At 68.6% G+C, this 16,087-nt stretch carries 12 protein-coding genes; 6 read left to right on the forward strand and 6 right to left on the reverse strand.

Features of this window, described 5'->3' with window-relative positions; translation table 11 throughout:
- Nucleotides 1-124 precede the first annotated feature (124 nt).
- On the forward strand, nucleotides 125-1,351 hold the full coding sequence (locus tag AC1DXI_RS05665) for a glycosyl hydrolase (RefSeq protein WP_476937800.1): 1,227 nt from the start codon (nucleotides 125-127) through the stop codon (nucleotides 1,349-1,351).
- Between the two features lie 77 nt (nucleotides 1,352-1,428).
- Here the strand turns inward: AC1DXI_RS05665 and AC1DXI_RS05670 are convergent, their stop codons facing one another.
- From AC1DXI_RS05670 to AC1DXI_RS05685, 4 genes are all read right to left on the reverse strand, one after another.
- Nucleotides 1,429-3,180, reverse strand: a complete 1,752-nt coding sequence (locus AC1DXI_RS05670; protein ID WP_476937801.1) for an acetyl/propionyl/methylcrotonyl-CoA carboxylase subunit alpha — start codon at nucleotides 3,178-3,180, stop codon at nucleotides 1,429-1,431.
- A complete protein-coding gene (locus AC1DXI_RS05675) occupies nucleotides 3,180-4,853 on the reverse strand; it encodes a 5-oxoprolinase subunit B/C family protein (protein ID WP_476937913.1) in 1,674 nt (557 codons plus the stop codon). The genes AC1DXI_RS05670 and AC1DXI_RS05675 overlap by 1 nt, the downstream gene beginning before the upstream one ends.
- A gap of 66 nt (nucleotides 4,854-4,919) precedes the next feature.
- The gene (locus AC1DXI_RS05680; protein ID WP_476937802.1) at nucleotides 4,920-6,260 is read right to left on the reverse strand and encodes an MFS transporter; all 1,341 of its coding nucleotides are present in this window, start codon (nucleotides 6,258-6,260) and stop codon (nucleotides 4,920-4,922) included.
- A 94-nt stretch (nucleotides 6,261-6,354) separates the two neighbouring features.
- Nucleotides 6,355-7,113, reverse strand: a complete 759-nt coding sequence (locus AC1DXI_RS05685) for a LamB/YcsF family protein (RefSeq protein WP_476937803.1) — start codon at nucleotides 7,111-7,113, stop codon at nucleotides 6,355-6,357.
- A gap of 106 nt (nucleotides 7,114-7,219) precedes the next feature.
- On the opposite strand from AC1DXI_RS05685, the gene AC1DXI_RS05690 reads away from it, so the two are divergent.
- The gene (locus AC1DXI_RS05690) at nucleotides 7,220-7,912 is read left to right on the forward strand and encodes a GntR family transcriptional regulator (protein WP_476937804.1); all 693 of its coding nucleotides are present in this window, start codon (nucleotides 7,220-7,222) and stop codon (nucleotides 7,910-7,912) included.
- A gap of 113 nt (nucleotides 7,913-8,025) precedes the next feature.
- Here AC1DXI_RS05690 and AC1DXI_RS05695 read toward each other — a convergent pair whose 3' ends face one another.
- Together AC1DXI_RS05695 and AC1DXI_RS05700 are read right to left on the reverse strand one after the other, a co-directional pair.
- Nucleotides 8,026-9,015, reverse strand: a complete 990-nt coding sequence (locus AC1DXI_RS05695) for a LacI family DNA-binding transcriptional regulator (RefSeq protein WP_476937805.1) — start codon at nucleotides 9,013-9,015, stop codon at nucleotides 8,026-8,028.
- 1 nt (nucleotide 9,016) lies between these two features.
- On the reverse strand, nucleotides 9,017-10,267 hold the full coding sequence (locus AC1DXI_RS05700) for a Gfo/Idh/MocA family protein (protein ID WP_476937806.1): 1,251 nt from the start codon (nucleotides 10,265-10,267) through the stop codon (nucleotides 9,017-9,019).
- Between the two features lie 171 nt (nucleotides 10,268-10,438).
- Between AC1DXI_RS05700 and AC1DXI_RS05705 the strand changes: the two genes are divergently transcribed.
- The 4 genes from AC1DXI_RS05705 (at nucleotide 10,439) to AC1DXI_RS05720 (ending at nucleotide 16,029) form a co-directional block, all read left to right on the forward strand.
- Nucleotides 10,439-11,395 carry a carbohydrate ABC transporter permease gene (locus tag AC1DXI_RS05705; RefSeq protein ID WP_476937807.1) on the forward strand — a complete coding sequence of 319 codons (957 nt, stop codon included), beginning with the start codon at nucleotides 10,439-10,441 and terminating at the stop codon, nucleotides 11,393-11,395.
- 12 nt (nucleotides 11,396-11,407) lie between these two features.
- Nucleotides 11,408-12,340 carry a carbohydrate ABC transporter permease gene (locus AC1DXI_RS05710; protein WP_476937808.1) on the forward strand — a complete coding sequence of 311 codons (933 nt, stop codon included), beginning with the start codon at nucleotides 11,408-11,410 and terminating at the stop codon, nucleotides 12,338-12,340.
- A 70-nt stretch (nucleotides 12,341-12,410) separates the two neighbouring features.
- Complete coding sequence (locus tag AC1DXI_RS05715; RefSeq protein WP_476937809.1) at nucleotides 12,411-13,754, forward strand: ABC transporter substrate-binding protein; 1,344 nt, start codon at nucleotides 12,411-12,413, stop codon at nucleotides 13,752-13,754.
- Between the two features lie 109 nt (nucleotides 13,755-13,863).
- Nucleotides 13,864-16,029 carry an alpha-galactosidase gene (locus AC1DXI_RS05720; protein ID WP_476937810.1) on the forward strand — a complete coding sequence of 722 codons (2,166 nt, stop codon included), beginning with the start codon at nucleotides 13,864-13,866 and terminating at the stop codon, nucleotides 16,027-16,029.
- The last annotated feature ends 58 nt before the right edge of the window (nucleotides 16,030-16,087 follow it).

A 16,087-nucleotide genomic window follows, 5' to 3' on the forward strand; every position in this document is an offset into this window, starting at 1 on the left:
CTCCTGCTCTTTTTGGCCCCGGAGCGGAACCGTCCTGACGGACACTGGATATTAAGGCTTCCGGTAGGCAAGCTGCGTCCCGTCAGGATGCCCCGCTTCGCCGGGGCCCGGCCCAGGAGTCACGATGAAGCCGTTGAGAAGCCTGGCCTGCATACTTGCCCTGGCGGCCTCGGCCCTGTTGTTCGCGGCGGTACCCGCCCAGGCCGCCTCCCCGTCCCTTAGCCTCAGCCCGGCCAAGGGCCCGGCCGGAACCGCGGTGACCGTCACCGGCACCGGTTTTCCCAAGAAGGGCTCCGGAACCGTGAGCGCCGGAGCCAGTTCCGCCGCCTTCAAGGTCAGTGCCTCCGGATACTTCACCGCCGACGTCGTTATCCCGCAGACGTCCCAGCCGGTCCTTGACGTCCAAGCCGTATCCGGCACCGTCAAGGCGTCGACGGGCTTTACGGTCGTCGCGGCCGCGCCGGTGGCGGAACCTGCGCCGCCCGTCATCAACGGCTCGCCGCTGCGCTTCGGCGTCGGCACGCCCGGCGGGCCGCTGGCCCAGGCGGAATTGGACGGGGCCGCGTCCCTCACCGGGGAGGCGCCGTCGGTCATTCTGTCCTACAAGGACTTCAATCAAGGCCCGCCCATCACGGAGCTGGATGCTGTTCGCAGCCGAGGCGCCGTAACCCTGCTGACCTGGGAGCCATGGGCTTGGGGCGGCGGAACCGATCAGCCGGCCTATGCCCTGGACCGCATTACGGCCGGTAACTTCGACCCCTACCTGCGGCAGTGGGGCCAGGCGCTGGCGGCCTGGGGACATCCAGTGATGGTGCGCTTCGGGCATGAAATGAACGGAAACTGGTACCCCTGGTCTGAAGGAGTCAACGGCAACGAACCCGGCGACTACGCTGCGGCGTGGCGGCACGTCCATGACGTCGTAGCGGCAACCGGCGCCTCCAACATCTCCTGGGTCTGGAATCCCAACGTTCCGTATTGGGGGTCAACCCCGCTCGACGGCCTGTATCCGGGCTCCGCCTACGTGGATGAAGTAGCCCTCGACGGTTACAACTGGGGTACATCAGCAGCCTGGAGCAGCTGGCTTTGGCCATCGGAGCTCTTCGGCCCGGGCCTGTCCGAACTGAGACGACTTGCCCCAGGCAAACACGTGCTCGTGGCAGAGACGTCATCTGCCGAACAAGGCGGGTCCAAAGCCGACTGGAACACGGAACTGATCAGCTATCTGGCTGCCCAGCCCGACGTCACAGCAGTTGTCTGGTTCAACTTCAACAAGGAAACAGACTGGCGGATCGACAGCAGCCCCGGCTCGGCCACCGCCCTGGCATCCGCCCTGGCAGCGCGGCCCAAATAGCCAAACACGGAGGGCAAAGGGCCGCTTCCGCGCGGCGGAAACGGCCCACTGACTCGCCAAATATCTGCAGAATCCGGCTACCCGATCAGCGCGAGCACGGCCCCGGCGGTGACAACCCCGCCCGCTTCGGTGCGGACGTCCGTGACGGTGCCGTCCCGGTGCGCGGAGACCTGGGTTTCCATCTTCATGGCTTCAAGGACCACTACCGGGTCCCCGGCCGAGACTTCGGCTCCCGGCTCGACAAGCCACTTGACCACGGTCCCGGCCATGTCCGCGCGCAACTCCCCCGGGTCGGCAGCGGCGGCGGCACCGGCGTCGGACACCGAAGACACGCCCGCGGGCAGCGGACCGCCTGCGCGGGCCCAGCCGTCGAGCAAATCCGCCGGAAGGCCGACGGCGAGGCGCCTGCCGTCCACGTCGACCGTGATGGTGCGGCGTTCGCCGTCGGGGGCGGTGGTGCTGTAATCGGGGTCGGCAGAAATGCTGTCCGCGAAGTCGGTTTCGATCCAGCGGGTGTGGATGCCGAGGCCGTCCTCGGAGGTGAAGTCCGGGGATTCCAGCACGGCCCGGTGGAACGGCAGCACGGTGGCGACGCCGGTGATGTGCATTTCGGCGAGGGCCCGGCGGGCGCGGCGCAGGGCCTGCTGGCGGTCCGCGCCGGTGACGATCAGCTTCGCGAGCAGGGAATCAAACTGTGGTGCGACGAAGGAGCCGGAGCGGACGCCGGTGTCGAGGCGGATGCCCGGGCCGGTGGGGCCGGCGAATTCGCCGATGGTGCCGGGCGAGGGCAGGAAGCCGCGGCCCACGTCCTCGGCGTTGAGCCGGAATTCGAAGGCGTGTCCGCGCGGCGCCGGGTCTTTGGTCAGGCGCAGGGGCTCGCCCGAGGCGATCCGGAACTGTTCCTGGACGAGGTCGATCCCGGTGGTTTCCTCGGTGATGGGGTGCTCCACCTGGAGCCGGGTGTTGACCTCGAGGAAGGCCACGGTGCCGTCCGCCGCGACGAGGAATTCCACCGTGCCGGCGCCGGAGTAGCCCGCTTCCCGGCAGACGGCCTTGGCGGCGTCGTAGATCAGGGCGGTCTGCTCGTCGGTCAGGAACGGCGCGGGGGCCTCTTCCAGGAGCTTCTGGTGCCGGCGTTGCAGGGAGCAGTCGCGGGTTCCGACGACCACGACGTTGCCGTGCGCGTCCGCCAGGACCTGCGCCTCGACGTGGCGCGGACGGTCCAGGTAGCGCTCCACGAAGCACTCGCCCCGCCCGAAGGCGGCAACGGCTTCCCGGACGGCGGAGTCGAAGGCTTCCTCGACCTCGTCGATGACCCGGACCACCTTCATGCCGCGGCCACCGCCGCCGAAGGCGGCCTTGATGGCGATCGGCAGGCCATGCTCTTCGGCGAAGGCGCGGGCCTCGGCCGCCGTGTCGACGGGACCGTCGCTGCCGGCCACCAGGGGTGCGCCGGCCCGGACGGCCGCGTCGCGGGCCGTGATCTTGTTGCCGAGCAGCCGGATCGCGTCCGGCGTCGGACCGATCCAGGTCAGCCCGGCGTCGAGCACGGCCTGGGCAAAGTCGGCGTTCTCGGAGAGGAAACCGTAGCCGGGATGGACGGCGTCCGCACCGGACTGGGCCGCTACGGCGAGGAGCTTGGGGATGTTCAGGTACGTGTCCGCGGGCGAGTTGCCGTCCAGGCTGAACGCCTCATCCGCGGCCGAGACGTGCAGGGCGTCGGCGTCGATGTCGGCGTAGACAGCGACGGACGCCAGCTGCGCGTCGTCACAGGCCCGGGCTATGCGGACCGCGATTTCTCCACGGTTGGCGATCAGGACCTTGCGCATCAGTTACTCGCTTCTTCGTTATTGGTGGCGTGTTCGGTGGTGGTGGCGGATTCGGCCCAGCGGAAGCGGATCCTGCCGCCGATCGGGACCTGGGCGGCGAGGTCCAGCTGGGAGTCGACCACCACGGCGATTACCGGGTAGCCGCCGGTGATCGGATGGTCGGCCAGGAAGAGCACGGGAAGGCCCTCCGGCGGAACCTGCAGGGCGCCGGCGACGGTGCCTTCGCTGGGCAGTTCGCCCTGGCGGCTGCGCTCCAGCGGTGTACCGTCCAGCCGCATGCCGACGCGGTTGGACTGCGGCAGCACGTCCCAGTCCTGGGCGGTGAAGGAGTCCAGTGCCGCCTGATCGAACCAGTCGGCGCGCGGGCCGGGGACGACGGCGAGGACGGTCACCCCGGTGCCCGGGTAGTCCGGCTGCAGTTCGGGAGCCCCGACGACGCCGGATTCGGCCTCGCCGCCGGCGGCCAGCACCTGCCCGGCGGCCAGGTGCGAGGGGCCGATCCCGGACATCGTGTCCGTGGAGCGGCTGCCCAGCACCGGGGCCGCATCCACCCCGCCGCGGACCGCGAGGTAGCTGCGGAAGCCGCTCTGCGGCGCACCGATGCTGAGCGTTTCGCCTTCGAGCAGCGCGAAGGGAGTGGCCACCGGCACGGTGCGCTGCCACGTATCGCCGGCGTCGTCCGGCGCGGAGGCGATGCTCAGTTCCGACGGCGCCCCGGCGACGGCGAGGACCTGGTCCCCCACGGCCTGGACCTTGAGGCCGCCCGCGACGGTCTCGATGCCGGCTGCGCCGGGGGCGTTGCCGACCAGGCGGTTGGCCCGGCGCAGCGAGGCCCGGTCCAGCGCGCCGGCGGCGGAAACACCCAGGCCGGAGTGGCCATGCCGGCCGAGATCCTGGATCAGGCTCTGGAGCCCCGGTGAAACGATCCTGAGACCGCGGGCGACGTCCCCCGCAGCCGGTTCCGGCTCTGTGCCCGCATGCTCAGCCGCGGGCTCCGCGACGAGCACCGCGTCCCGGACGGGCCGGAACTGCACCCGGTGGCCCGGGGCGGCCAAGGCCGGCTGCTCCCGGCCCAGGTCCCACATCCTGGCGTTGGTGCGCCCGATCAGCTGCCAGCCGCCCGGGGAGCGGCGCGGGTACACGGCCGAATAGTTGCCGGCCAGCGCCACGGAGCCTGCGGGGACGGCGGTGCGCGGCGAGCTGCGCCGGGGCACTTCCAGCTGCTGGTTGTCCCCCACCATGTACCCGAATCCGGGCGCGAAGCCCGCGAAGGCCACGGTCCAGACCTGGCCGGAATGGGCGGCGATGACGCCGTCGGTTCCGAGGCCGGTGAGCCGCCCGACTTCGGCGAGGTCCTCGCCGTCGTACACGGTCTCGATGACAACCAGGCCGCCGTCGAGCTGCACGGGGGCGGTGAGGTCGAGCTGCAGCAGCCGGGCGGCGATGCGCCGGGCCGATGCCGGGGAATCGGCCTTGACCAGGACGGTCTCGGCCGCGGCCAGGACGTCCTGCTGGCCCGCCAGCGGCGTCTCCAGCAGCAGCGCCTGCAGGGCAAGCACGTCCTGGGTGCCGGAGAGCTCGGCCAGGACCGCGCGCGTTCCCACGGCCCGCACGGAGCGGACCCGTTGAACTGTTGTGTTCTCTACCTTCGGGGGTTCCCCTGCTGTCTCAATCACGAGGTGCCTCACTCATTGTGCCGGTGCCGGTGGACAGGATCCGCTGAATAGGATCCAAAGTGCTCAGGCGTGGGCTTCCTGCAGGAGCCGCTCTTCTTCGTCGGTATGCGGGTTGCGCCCGATGGCGAGCCCGATCACCGTCACGATCGAGGCGACCGCCAGGTAGCCGGCGATCAGGAACCAGTGGCCGCTGGCGGCGAAGAGGGCGGTGAAGACCAAAGGTGCGATGGCGCCGCCGACTACGCCGGCCAGCGTGTAGGCCAGCGAGCTGCCGGCGTAGCGCAGCCGGGCCGGGAACTGTTCGGTGATGTAAGCGGCCTGCGGGCCGTACATGAAGGCGTGGAAGGCCAGCCCGATCACGATGCCGATGGTCAGGGTGAGGACCGACTTGTCCTGGATCATGACGAAGAACAGCGGGATGTAAATGGCGGTTCCGACGGCGGCGATGCCGTATACGAGGCGGCGGTTGATGCGGTCCGTGAGGGCGCCCGCCGCGGGGATCAGGACCAGCTGGAAGGCGGAGCCGATCAGGATGGCGGTCAGTACGTTGCTGGTGCTCATGCCCAGTTCCTTGGTGGCGTAGACGGCCATGAAGACGGTGAGCAGGGAGTACAGCACGTCCGGGCTGATGCGGGACAGGGCGGCGGACACGAGGGCGCGCGGCTCCTTGGTGAAAACCTCCTTGATGGGGGCCTTGGGCTGTTCGCCGTGGGCCTGGATGGCCTTGAATACGGGGGTTTCCTCGAGCCTCAGCCGGATCAGCAGGCCAAAGCCCACCAACAAGGCCGAGGCAAGGAAGGCCACGCGCCAGCCCCAGGAGAGGAAGTCTTCGTTGCTGAGGGTCGCGGCGAGCACGGCCAGGACGCCGTTGGCCATCAGGTTGCCGGCAGGCGGGCCGATCTGCGCGGCGGAAGACCAGAAGCCGCGCCGCTTGGCGTCGCCGAATTCGCTCGAGAGCAGGACGGCACCGCCCCACTCGCCGCCGACGCCGATGCCCTGCGCCAGGCGCAGCAAAACGAGGATGATGGGTGCGGCTATCCCGATGGTGGCGTAGCCCGGGAGCACGCCGATCACCACCGTTGCGATGCCGATCAGCAACAGGGTGGTCACGAGGACGTGCTTGCGGCCGATCTTGTCACCGAGCCGGCCGAAGATCACGCCGCCGATGGGACGGGCGAGGTAGCCCACTGCAAAGGTCGAGAAGGACAGGAGCAGCCCGACGTATTCGTCGTTGCCCGGGAAGAAGACCTTGGGGAACACCAAAGCCGAGGCCACTGAGTAGATCGCGAAGTCGTAGTACTCCAGCGAGGTGCCGGTGAGGCTCGCGATGTAGGCCTTGAGGGCGCCTGGCGGGATCCTCCTCTTGCCGGCGGCCGGGGTGGCCTGATGCGGTGCTGCAGTCATGGTTTTCCTCCAGGTGTGCGGGTGCTGCCTGTTGCTTGGGTTGAAGTAAGGGTGGTCCCGGTGGGGCCGGGGTGTGAAGTGCTGGAGCTCCGGCTCAGGCGAAAGCGGCGGTGGTGATGCCCGCGGCGTTGAGCGCTTCGCGGACGGCGGCGGCCATGGCCACGGCTCCCGGGGAGTCACCGTGCACGCAGATGCTTTCGGCGCGGATTTTCAGGATGGAGCCGTCGATGGTGCGGACAGCGGAGTCGGTGGCCATCCGGAGGACATGCTCAGTGACGAGAGCAGGGTTCTCCAGCACGGCGCCGTGGAGCGAACGGGATACGAGGGTGCCGTCAGGGTTGTAGGCCCGGTCCGCGAAAGCTTCGGTGACAGCCCTGAGCCCGGCAGCCTCGGCCAGACGCAGCACTTCCGAGCCCGGCAGGCCAAGGATCGGCAGGTTGGGATCCACCGACTTCACGGCGTCGACGACGGCCCTTGCCTGGGCGGTGTGCGAGACGATCGCGTTGTAGAGGCCGCCGTGCGGCTTCACATACTTGACCGTGCCACCCTCGGCAGCGGCCAGCGCGAGCAGCGCACCGATCTGGTACACGACGTCGTCCGCCAGTTCGATTGGATCGATGTCCAGGAAGCGCCGGCCGAACCCGCCCAGATCGCGGTAGCCGACGTGGGCGCCGATCACGACGCCGGCGGCCACCGCCTCGCGGCAGGTCCGGCGGATGACGCTGGGATCGCCCGCGTGGAATCCGCACGCCACGTTGGCGCTGGAAACCGAGCGGAACATCGCTGCGTCGTCGCCCAGGGTCCAGCGTCCGAAAGACTCGCCAACGTCGCTGTTCAGGTCAATGGTTGCCATTTGTGATCCTCGTCTCATGATAGCCCCCTACTAGGATGCATCACTTCGTCGGATTGTTCAACAATCCGACGATTAAACATCGGAACAATCGTGTAGATTCGGCACTATGACGACTCCCGATGGGACTGCCGGCTCCGCCCTCGGCGCAGCTGCCGCGCGGCTGCGCGTGGCCCTCCCCTCCGTGGCGGACCGGGTGGCGGCTGAGCTGCGCCTGCAACTGGCGGAGGGCCTGCTCCTGCCGGGAGCCCGGCTCACGGAGTCGACCATCGCCGAAGACCTGGGCGTCTCCCGCAACACGGTCCGCGAGGCCTTCGCCGAACTGGCGGCCGAGCGCCTGGTGGTCCGGCACCCGAACCGCGGCGTCTTCGTGGCCAGGCTCGAGGCCGGCGACATCCACGACGTCTATACCGTGCGCCGCGCCATTGAAGTCAGTGCGATCCGCGGCGGCGGGAGCCCGGAGCGAGTGGCCGCGGTCCGGGCCGCCGTTGAAGAGGGCAAGGCCGCAGCCGCCGCCAATGACGAGGAAGGCCTGGGCAGCGCCAACCAGCATTTCCATGGCGCGATCGTGGCCCTGGCGGGCAGCCGGCGGCTGGACACGATCATGTCTCAGGTCCTCGCCGAGATGCGGCTGTTCTTCCACAAGGCCACTATGGATGCTCACTTCTACCGGGGCTGGCTGCCGGACAACGAGGAAATCTGCACCGCCCTGGAAGCCGGAGACCTGGACCGCGCCGGCGAGCTGCTGCTGGCCTATTTAAACCGGTCCGAGGAGCGCCAGGCCGCCGTCCACGGCGAGTGAGCCGGCCGCCGGGCAAGCTCCGCGACCCGCAGCCAGCCCGCGACGCGGCTGCCGCGGAGGATCGGACGGCGCCGTCGGCTGCCCGGTAGCCGCGCACCGGGTACCCGCACAAATTAGGGCGCAATATACGTCCGACCGGGGTCGGCCTCTTGGAAGCCAATGAGCGCCTCGACAGCGGCCTCGGCCATGGCCTGCACGGGCTGCGCCACGGTGCTCAGCGGCGGCCAGCTGAACTCCGCTTCAGCCGAGCCGTCGAAGGAGAAGACCGCCAGGTCCTCGGGGACCCGCAGCCCGGCCTCGGACACCGCGCGCAGCAGCCCGACAGCCTGCAAGTCGGAACTGACAAACACGGCGGTGGGGCGGTCCGCGGCCGCGAGCAGCCGCTGCCCGGCCCGGTAGCCGCCCTGCCGGTCGAAGTCACAGCGCAGAATGGGCCCTTCCGGGAGACCTGCCTCCGCGAGGCCCTGCTGCCAGCCGACCTCTCGGGCGTCCAGATCATTGCCGGCGTTCATGCCCATGACCAGAGCGATGTTGCGGTGGCCGTGGCCCACCAGGTGCTCGACGGCACGCCGGGAGCCTTCCAGCAGCTCCACGCCGACCGAGTTGAAGCCCGGCACCTCGGTGCTGTGGTTGAGCAGCACGGCGGGGATCTCCGAATGCTCCAGCTCGGTCAGGTCGGGTTCGAACAGCACGCTGGAGAGGAAGACCCCGTCAACGCGGCGGCTCGCGAGGTTCCTGACCTGGCGGCGCTCATTGGCCGCCGATCCGCCCGAGTTCGCCAGCAGCAGGGCATAGCCGCGCGCCGCCGCGGCTTCCTCCACGGCGCGGGCCAAAGTGGCGAAGAAGGGGTTGGTGGTGTCCGGGACCACCATGCCGAGCATCTCGCTGGAGCCAAGTTTCAGTGCCCTCGCCGCGGCGTTCGGACGATACCCCAGGGCGCTGATGGCCTCGCGGACTTTCGCAGCCGTCACCGGGGAGACCCGCTTGGGGCCGCCGTTCACCACATAGCTGACGACGGCGGTGCTGACGCCCGCCAGCCTGGCCACGTCTTTGCGGGTGATCGTGGGCCTGGCGGAGGCGGGCGAGTGTGGCACAGTGACCATGCTACCGCCGGAGTTCCCCGGCAAAGCCCTCCCCATTGGTTCCCTGCATAGGCAGCCGAACAGGGGCGTCGCCGTGGTCCGGCACGGGCAACCGCTCCCCGCCGCGGAGGGCGGACTCGTGCGCCACGATCCCCGGCAGCGTGTAGCGGGCGGCCTCCCAGGCGTTGACGGGCGGGAGCGTTCCCGTGTCGACGGCCGTGGCGAAGTCATCCACCAGGAAGTGGTGGCTGCCCTCATGCCCGTTGTGAAGTCCGCGGAACTCGGCCGGAAGCCGGCCGGCGTCGTGCACGGCGGCCAGCCCGGAGCTGAAGGCGTCCCGCAGTGCCGGCGCGACGTCCGCCAGCGCCGGATCGTCCGCGGCGAGCGTGGCCCGGGTGGCCAGTTCGTCGCTGACATCGGTCACGGACTCCTTGTCCTGCCACACACTGACCAGGGCCAGCTGCTCGAAGCTGGCTTCGGTGCCGAAGTAACGGAAGCGGCTTTCGCGCAGGTGGGAGGGGTAGCCGACGCGGCGCATCTCATTGATGCGCATGGACCCGCCGGTTGAAAGCTCGAACAGCGCGGTGGCATTGGAGAAGTCGTTGCCGAACATGCTGACGTCCTTGTCGAACACACCGTCCCCGCGCTCGTCGGGGACGCCAATGCAGCTGACGCTGACGGCATGGCCGCCGATCGCGCCCAGCACCCCGCCGGTGGAGTGGGTCGGGTACAGCATGGGCGGGTAGCTGGCGGTGCTCTTCCAGTCCTCCCCGCCGCTGTACTGGTAGGCCTCGTAGAAGCCGAGATCCATGTCGTGGACGTAGTCGCCCTCGGCGTAGAAGATGCGGCCAAAGGCGCCTTCAGCCTTGCGCTTGCGGGCATAGACGGTGGCGGGGTTGTAGTAGCTTGTCTCGCCCATCATGTAGGTCAGGCCCGTCTCCCGGACAGCCTCGATGATCCGGGCGATCTCGTCCTCGCTGATGGCCATCGGTACTGCCGAATACACATGCTTGCCCGCCCGGAGCGCCTGCAGCACCAGCGGGCCGTGCGTCCAGCGCTGGGTGAAGATCGCCACAGCGTCGAGGTCGCCGTCGAGCATGGCCTCAAAGCTGGGATAGGTCCCCGCCAGGCCGAGCCGCTCCCGGAGGGCCTCGGCCCGTTCCGGCAGGACGTCGGTGACATGGACTTCTGAAATCGCGGGATGGGCGTCGAAGAGTTTGGCGAAGGCGCCTGCAAACTGTCCGGCGCCGACGATGCCTAGTGAGAAAGTCATGCACGCAAGTTTCACACCAGTTTCTACTCGAGTCAATAGCAGATGATGAGCAGAAAGTTTCCGCCCGGAAACATAAAAGAAACGGTTGCGTATTGGAAAGTTACTCGTGTAGATTCAGGCCTCAGTTGTAATCCACGTCACAGCATCCATGTAACTGCGGAGGAACCACCAATGACCACCACAACTGCCCGCGGAGCCGCCCCGGCCCGCAAGGCGGCCGGCCCGGGAACGGGCAACGCTGCCCCCCGCCGCCGGCGCCGAACCCGCAGCGACCTGAGGGTCGCCCTCTTCTTCATCGCCCCGGCTTTGCTCGGCTTCGTTGCCTTCTACCTGGTGCCGAGCATCCGCGGCGTCTACCTCAGCTTCACCGAGTACAGCGTTTTGGGGGATCCCACCTGGATCGGCACCAAGAACTACACAGCGATCTTCGCGGACGATCTCTTCTGGAACGCCATGGCCGTGACGGTCCAGTACGTGGCACTGAACATCGGCTTCCAGACCGCCATCGCACTCGGACTTGCCCTGCTGATGCACAACGTCGCCAAGTCCACGCTCATCCGCGGCGCCCTGCTGCTGCCCTTCCTGGTGGCGAACGTGATCGTTGCACTGCTCTGGTTCTGGATGCTCGACTACCAGCTGGGAATCGTCAACGAGGTCATCAACTGGCTGGGCCTGCCGCGCATCGCCTTCTTCGGCAGCGAGCAATGGGCCATCCCCACCATCGCCGGCGTCAACGTCTGGCGCCACATGGGCTACACCGCCCTGCTGATCTTCGCCGGCCTGCAGTCCATCCCCAACCACGTGTACGAGGTCGCCTCGCTCGACGGCGCCTCCCCGACCCGGACCTTCTGGAGCATCACGATGCCACTCCTGCGCCCCGTGCTGGTGCTGGTCCTGGTGGTCACCGTGATCGGCTCCTTCCAGGTCTTCGACACCGTGGCAGTGACCACGGGCGGCGGCCCGATCAATGCCTCCCGCGTCATCCAGATGTACATCTACCAGAAGGCCTTCGGTGAATCCGACTTCGGCTACGCCTCGGCCCTGTCCGTCATTCTCTTCGTCATTCTCGCTCTTGTGGCCTTCGTCCAGATGAAGTTCCTCAAGGGCAACGAATCGGATCTGGACTAAGGAACCCCAGCCATGACTACCTCCGCCCCTTCCCGCACGAAGCCCGCCACCACCGTTCCCACTCCCAGGAAGCCGGTCAACTGGCGCCGCGTCGGCGCCTGGGCCCTCGTCGCCGTCGCCGTCGCCGTGACGATCGCGCCGTTCCTCTGGATGCTCCGCACCGCACTGTCCAGCAACGCCTCCCTGGCCTCGAACGCCAGCAACCTGCTGCCGGCCGACTTCAGCCTCGGCGCCTTCAAGCGGGTCCTGGGGCTGCAGAGCCCCGAGGAAGCCATCGCCGAGGGCGGCTCCGGCGCCGCTATCAACTTCTGGCTGTACCTGCGGAACTCCGTCATCTTCGCCACCGTCACCACCGCCGGTCAGGTGTTCTTCAGCGCGATGGCCGCCTACGCCTTCTCCCGGCTCCGCTGGCCGGGCCGGAACGTGGTGTTCGGCCTGTTCCTGGCCACCATGATGGTCCCGCCGATCTTCACAGCCCTGCCCAACTTCCTGATGATCAAGAACCTCGGCCTGCTCAACACCTTCGCCGGCCTGGCCCTGCCGTTCCTGTTCATGACCCCCTTCGCCATCTTCTTCCTGCGCCAGTTCTTCCTCTCCATGTCCCGCGAGGTGGAAGAGGCCGCCATGCTCGACGGCGCCAAGCACGTGCGGATCTTCTTCCAAATCGTGCTCCCGAACGCCGCGGCCCCGCTGGCCACGCTGGCGCTGCTGACCTTCATCGGCCAGTGGAACGAGTACTTCTGGCCGCTTCTTGTGGGCCAGGACGAAAGCGTCCGCGTCCTAACCGTGGGCCTGGGCGTCTTCAAGTCCCAGTCCCCGCAGGGCGCCCCCGACTGGTCCGGCCTGATGGCCGCAACACTGATCGCGGCCCTGCCCGTCCTCCTGCTCTTCATCGCCTTCGGCAAGCGGGTGGTCAACTCCATCGGCTTCTCCGGCATCAAATAGCCCCGACCCAACACGCACTCCCCCGTCAACAAGCGTTCCCTCAAAGAAGCATTTCCACGAAAGGTCCACCATGAAGAAGACCCTAGGCGCCGTCGCTGCCGCCGCAGCCATCGCCATCTCCCTCTCCGCCTGTGGCGGGTCCGCCCCGGCCTCCACCGAGGCCAAGGGCGAAATCAACTACTGGCTGTGGGACGCCAACCAGCTCCCGGCCTACAAGCAGTGCGCGGACGATTTCACCAAGGCCAACCCGGACATCAAGGTCAAGATCACCCAGCGCGGCTGGGACGACTACTGGACCACGCTGACCAACGGCTTCGTCGCCGGCACCGCCCCCGACGTCTTCACCAACCACCTCTCGAAGTACCCCGAATACGCCGCGAAGAAGCAACTGCTCTCCCTCGACGAGGCAGTGGCCAAGGACGGCATCAAGCTGGAGAGCTACACCAAGGGACTCCCCGAGCTCTGGGTGGGCCAGGACGGCAAGCGCTACGGACTACCCAAGGACTGGGACACCGTAGGCCTCTTCTACAACAAGGCCATGACGGACTCCGCGGGCCTGACCGCCGAGCAGATGGCCAACCTGGACTGGAACCCGCAGGACGGCGGCAGCTACGAGAAGGCAATCGCGCACCTGACTGTGGACAAGAAGGGCGTGCGCGGCGACGAGGCAGGCTTCGACAAGAACAACGTGGCCGTCTACGGCCTCGGCCTGGCCGGAAGCGGCTCCGGGCAGGGCCAGACCGAGTGGAGCTTCCTCAGCGCCACCACCGGCTGGACCGCCACGGACAAGAACCCCTGGGGCACCAAGTTCAACTACGACGACCCCAAGTTCCAGGAGACCATCGCCTGGTGGGCCGGACTGACCGAGAAGGGCTACATGCCCAAGCTCGAAACCACCGTCGGCGCCAGCCTGGCGGACAACTTCGGCGCCGGCAAGGCTGCCATCAACACCACCGGTGACTGGCTGATCGGCCAGTACCAGAGCTACAAGGGCGTGAAGACCGCGTTCGCCCCCACCCCGAAGGGCCCCGAAGGCAAGCGCGCCAGCATGTTCAACGGCCTGGCCGACTCCGTCTGGGCGGGCACCAAGAACCCGGCAGCCTCGGTCAAGTGGGTCGAATACCTCGCCTCCACCGCCTGCCAGGACGTCGTAGCCTCCAAGGCCGTCGTGTTCCCCGCTCTCACCAGCTCCTCCGAGAAGGCAGCCGAAGCGTTCAAGGCCAAGGGCACCGACGTCTCCGCCTTCACCACCCACGTCAAGGAAGGAACCACGTTCCTGTTCCCGATCGCGGATAAGGCAGCCAAGGTGGACGGCATCATGAAGCCGGCCATGGACGCCGTCCTCTCCGGCAAGAAGCCTGCCAGCTCCCTCACCGAAGCCAACGACCAGGTCAACGCCCTCTTCAACAAGTAAGCGTTCGAAGCCACAACCGCCCGCCGCGGCGGCGCCCGGTGCGCGGGGTCCCCGAGCCGGGATCCCGCGCACCAGCACCTGACTTCCGCACTACCGAAAGCGAATCCCCATGCACCCCGTGCACCTGCGTTCTGCCGGCACCAGCGTCCTGCTGGCCTTCGACTCCGGCGAGGCCGAGATCGTCCATTGGGGCGCCGACCTCGGGGAGAACCTCCCCGATCTGGCGATCCTCCGCGGGCCAGTACCCCACTCCGCCCTCGACATCCCCGTCACCGCCGGGCTGCTCCCGCAGGCCTCCTCCGGCTGGGCCGGACGGCCGGGCCTCCGCGGGCACCGGAACGCCGACGGCGGCCCCGGCCTGGACTTCTCGCCGGCCCTGCGGGTGGTGTCCGCCCAGATGCAGGACGGCGGCCGCGGCGTACTGATCATCCACCGGGATGCCGCCGCCGGACTCGACGTCAGATCCGAGCTCACCCTTCACCCGGGCGGCCTCCTGGAGCTGGCGCACACGCTGACCAACAGCGGCACGGCCGAATACCAGCTCGACGAACTCGCCACGGTGCTGCCGGTGCCGCGGGACGCCACAGAACTGCTCGACCTCACCGGACGCTGGTGCCGCGAAAACCACCCGCAGCGGCACGCCGTCCAGCAGGGCACCTGGGTCCGCACCGGCCGGCACGGCCGGACCGGCCACGATTCCTCGCTGCTGGTGGCAGCCGGGACCGCCGGCTTCGCCAACCGCTCAGGCCAGGTCTGGGCCACGCATCTTGGCTGGAGCGGCAACCACGAGCAGTACCTCGACAGCCTCACCGACGGCCGGCGGATGCTGGGCGCCGCGGAGCTGCTCGGCTCCGGCGAAGTGGTCCTGCCGCCCGGCGGCTGCTACCGGACGCCGTCGCTCTTCGCCGCCTACTCCGGCCATGGCCTGGACGGCATCACCGAGGCCTTCTACGACTGGTTCCGTGCCCGGCCGCAGCATGTGGACACCACGTCCGGCCGGGTCCGCCCCGTGGTGCTCAACACCTGGGAAGCGGTCTACTTCGACCACCGCCTCGAGCCGCTGCTCGAACTCGCCGAAGCGGCCGCCGGGCTCGGCGTGGAACGGTTCGTCCTCGACGACGGCTGGTTCCGCGGCCGCCGCGATGACCATGCGGGCCTCGGCGACTGGTACGTCGACGAAGGCCTGTGGCCCGCGGGCCTCACGCCGCTGATCGACGCGGTCACCGGCCACGGCATGGAGTTCGGCCTGTGGGTGGAGCCGGAGATGGTCAACCTGGACTCCGACGTCGCGCGCGAGCACCCGGACTGGATCGTGGGCCCGTCGGTGCTCTCCTACAAGGACGGCGGCCGGCTCCCGCACCCCTGGCGCCATCAGCACGTCCTGGACCTCGCCAACCCGGAGGCCTGGCAGTACATCTTCGGCCGCCTCGACGCCCTGCTGCGAGAGAACGCCATCGCCTACCTCAAGTGGGACCAGAACCGGGACCTCACCGAGCACGGCCGCGGCGGCCGCCCGTCCGTTCACGAGCAGACGCTGGCCGCCTACCGCCTCTTCGACGCGCTCAAGGCAGCCCACCCGGATGTGGAGATCGAAAGCTGCTCCTCCGGCGGGGCCCGTGTGGACCTCGGCATCCTGCAGCGAACCGACCGCGTGTGGGCGTCGGACTGCAACGACGCCCTGGAGCGCCAGACCATCCAGCGGTGGACCCAGTCGGTCCTGCCGCCGGAACTCGTCGGATCACATATCGGCCCCACCACCTCGCACACCACCGCCCGCACGCACGACATCTCCTTCCGCGCCATCACCGCCCTCTTTGGCCACTTCGGCATGGAGTGGGATATCCGCGCAGCCACGGACGAGGAGCGGGCCACGCTGCGCCGCGCCATTGCGCTGTACAAGCGCCACCGCGCACTGATCCACTCCGGCAAGCGCGTCAACGCGGACACCGCCGAACCCACCCTGAGTGTCCACGGTGTGGTGGCGCACGACGCCGGCGAGGCCCTGTTCGCGGCGGTGTCCCTGGCGTCCGCCCCCGCCGAGGTCCCCGGACTGGCCTCGCTTCCGGGCCTTGACCCGAAGCGAAACTACCGCGTCCGGGCCGAACTGCCCACCCCTCTCGACGGCGACTACGCGCACACCTTCACCCAGATCCGGCCGCCCGCCTGGCTGGAAGACGGGGCCGTCGCCACCGGCGCCTTCCTGCAGCACGTCGGCCTGCCCCTGCCGGTCCTGAACCCGGAGCACGCCCTGCTCCTGCACGTCCAGGCCCTCTGACCGTCCGGCCCCGCCCCCTGCTTCGGGGTCGGGCACCGCACGTCCCCTCACTTTCGAA

It is taken from the genome of Arthrobacter sp. P1_H7, assembly GCF_056405215.1.

What these genes read in the sequence shown, in the direction of transcription:
- AC1DXI_RS05710 (WP_476937808.1), top strand. Translation starts at nt 11,408, where the DNA reads ATGACTACCTCCGCCCCTTCCCGCACGAAGCCCGCCACCACCGTTCCC.
- AC1DXI_RS05685 (WP_476937803.1), bottom strand. Translation starts at nt 7,113, where the DNA reads ATGGCAACCATTGACCTGAACAGCGACGTTGGCGAGTCTTTCGGACGC.
- AC1DXI_RS05665 (WP_476937800.1), top strand. Translation starts at nt 125, where the DNA reads ATGAAGCCGTTGAGAAGCCTGGCCTGCATACTTGCCCTGGCGGCCTCG.
- AC1DXI_RS05705 (WP_476937807.1), top strand. Translation starts at nt 10,439, where the DNA reads ATGACCACCACAACTGCCCGCGGAGCCGCCCCGGCCCGCAAGGCGGCC.
- AC1DXI_RS05680 (WP_476937802.1), bottom strand. Translation starts at nt 6,260, where the DNA reads ATGACTGCAGCACCGCATCAGGCCACCCCGGCCGCCGGCAAGAGGAGG.
- AC1DXI_RS05700 (WP_476937806.1), bottom strand. Translation starts at nt 10,267, where the DNA reads ATGACTTTCTCACTAGGCATCGTCGGCGCCGGACAGTTTGCAGGCGCC.
- AC1DXI_RS05690 (WP_476937804.1), top strand. Translation starts at nt 7,220, where the DNA reads ATGACGACTCCCGATGGGACTGCCGGCTCCGCCCTCGGCGCAGCTGCC.
- AC1DXI_RS05715 (WP_476937809.1), top strand. Translation starts at nt 12,411, where the DNA reads ATGAAGAAGACCCTAGGCGCCGTCGCTGCCGCCGCAGCCATCGCCATC.
- AC1DXI_RS05695 (WP_476937805.1), bottom strand. Translation starts at nt 9,015, where the DNA reads ATGGTCACTGTGCCACACTCGCCCGCCTCCGCCAGGCCCACGATCACC.
- AC1DXI_RS05720 (WP_476937810.1), top strand. Translation starts at nt 13,864, where the DNA reads ATGCACCCCGTGCACCTGCGTTCTGCCGGCACCAGCGTCCTGCTGGCC.
- AC1DXI_RS05670 (WP_476937801.1), bottom strand. Translation starts at nt 3,180, where the DNA reads ATGCGCAAGGTCCTGATCGCCAACCGTGGAGAAATCGCGGTCCGCATA.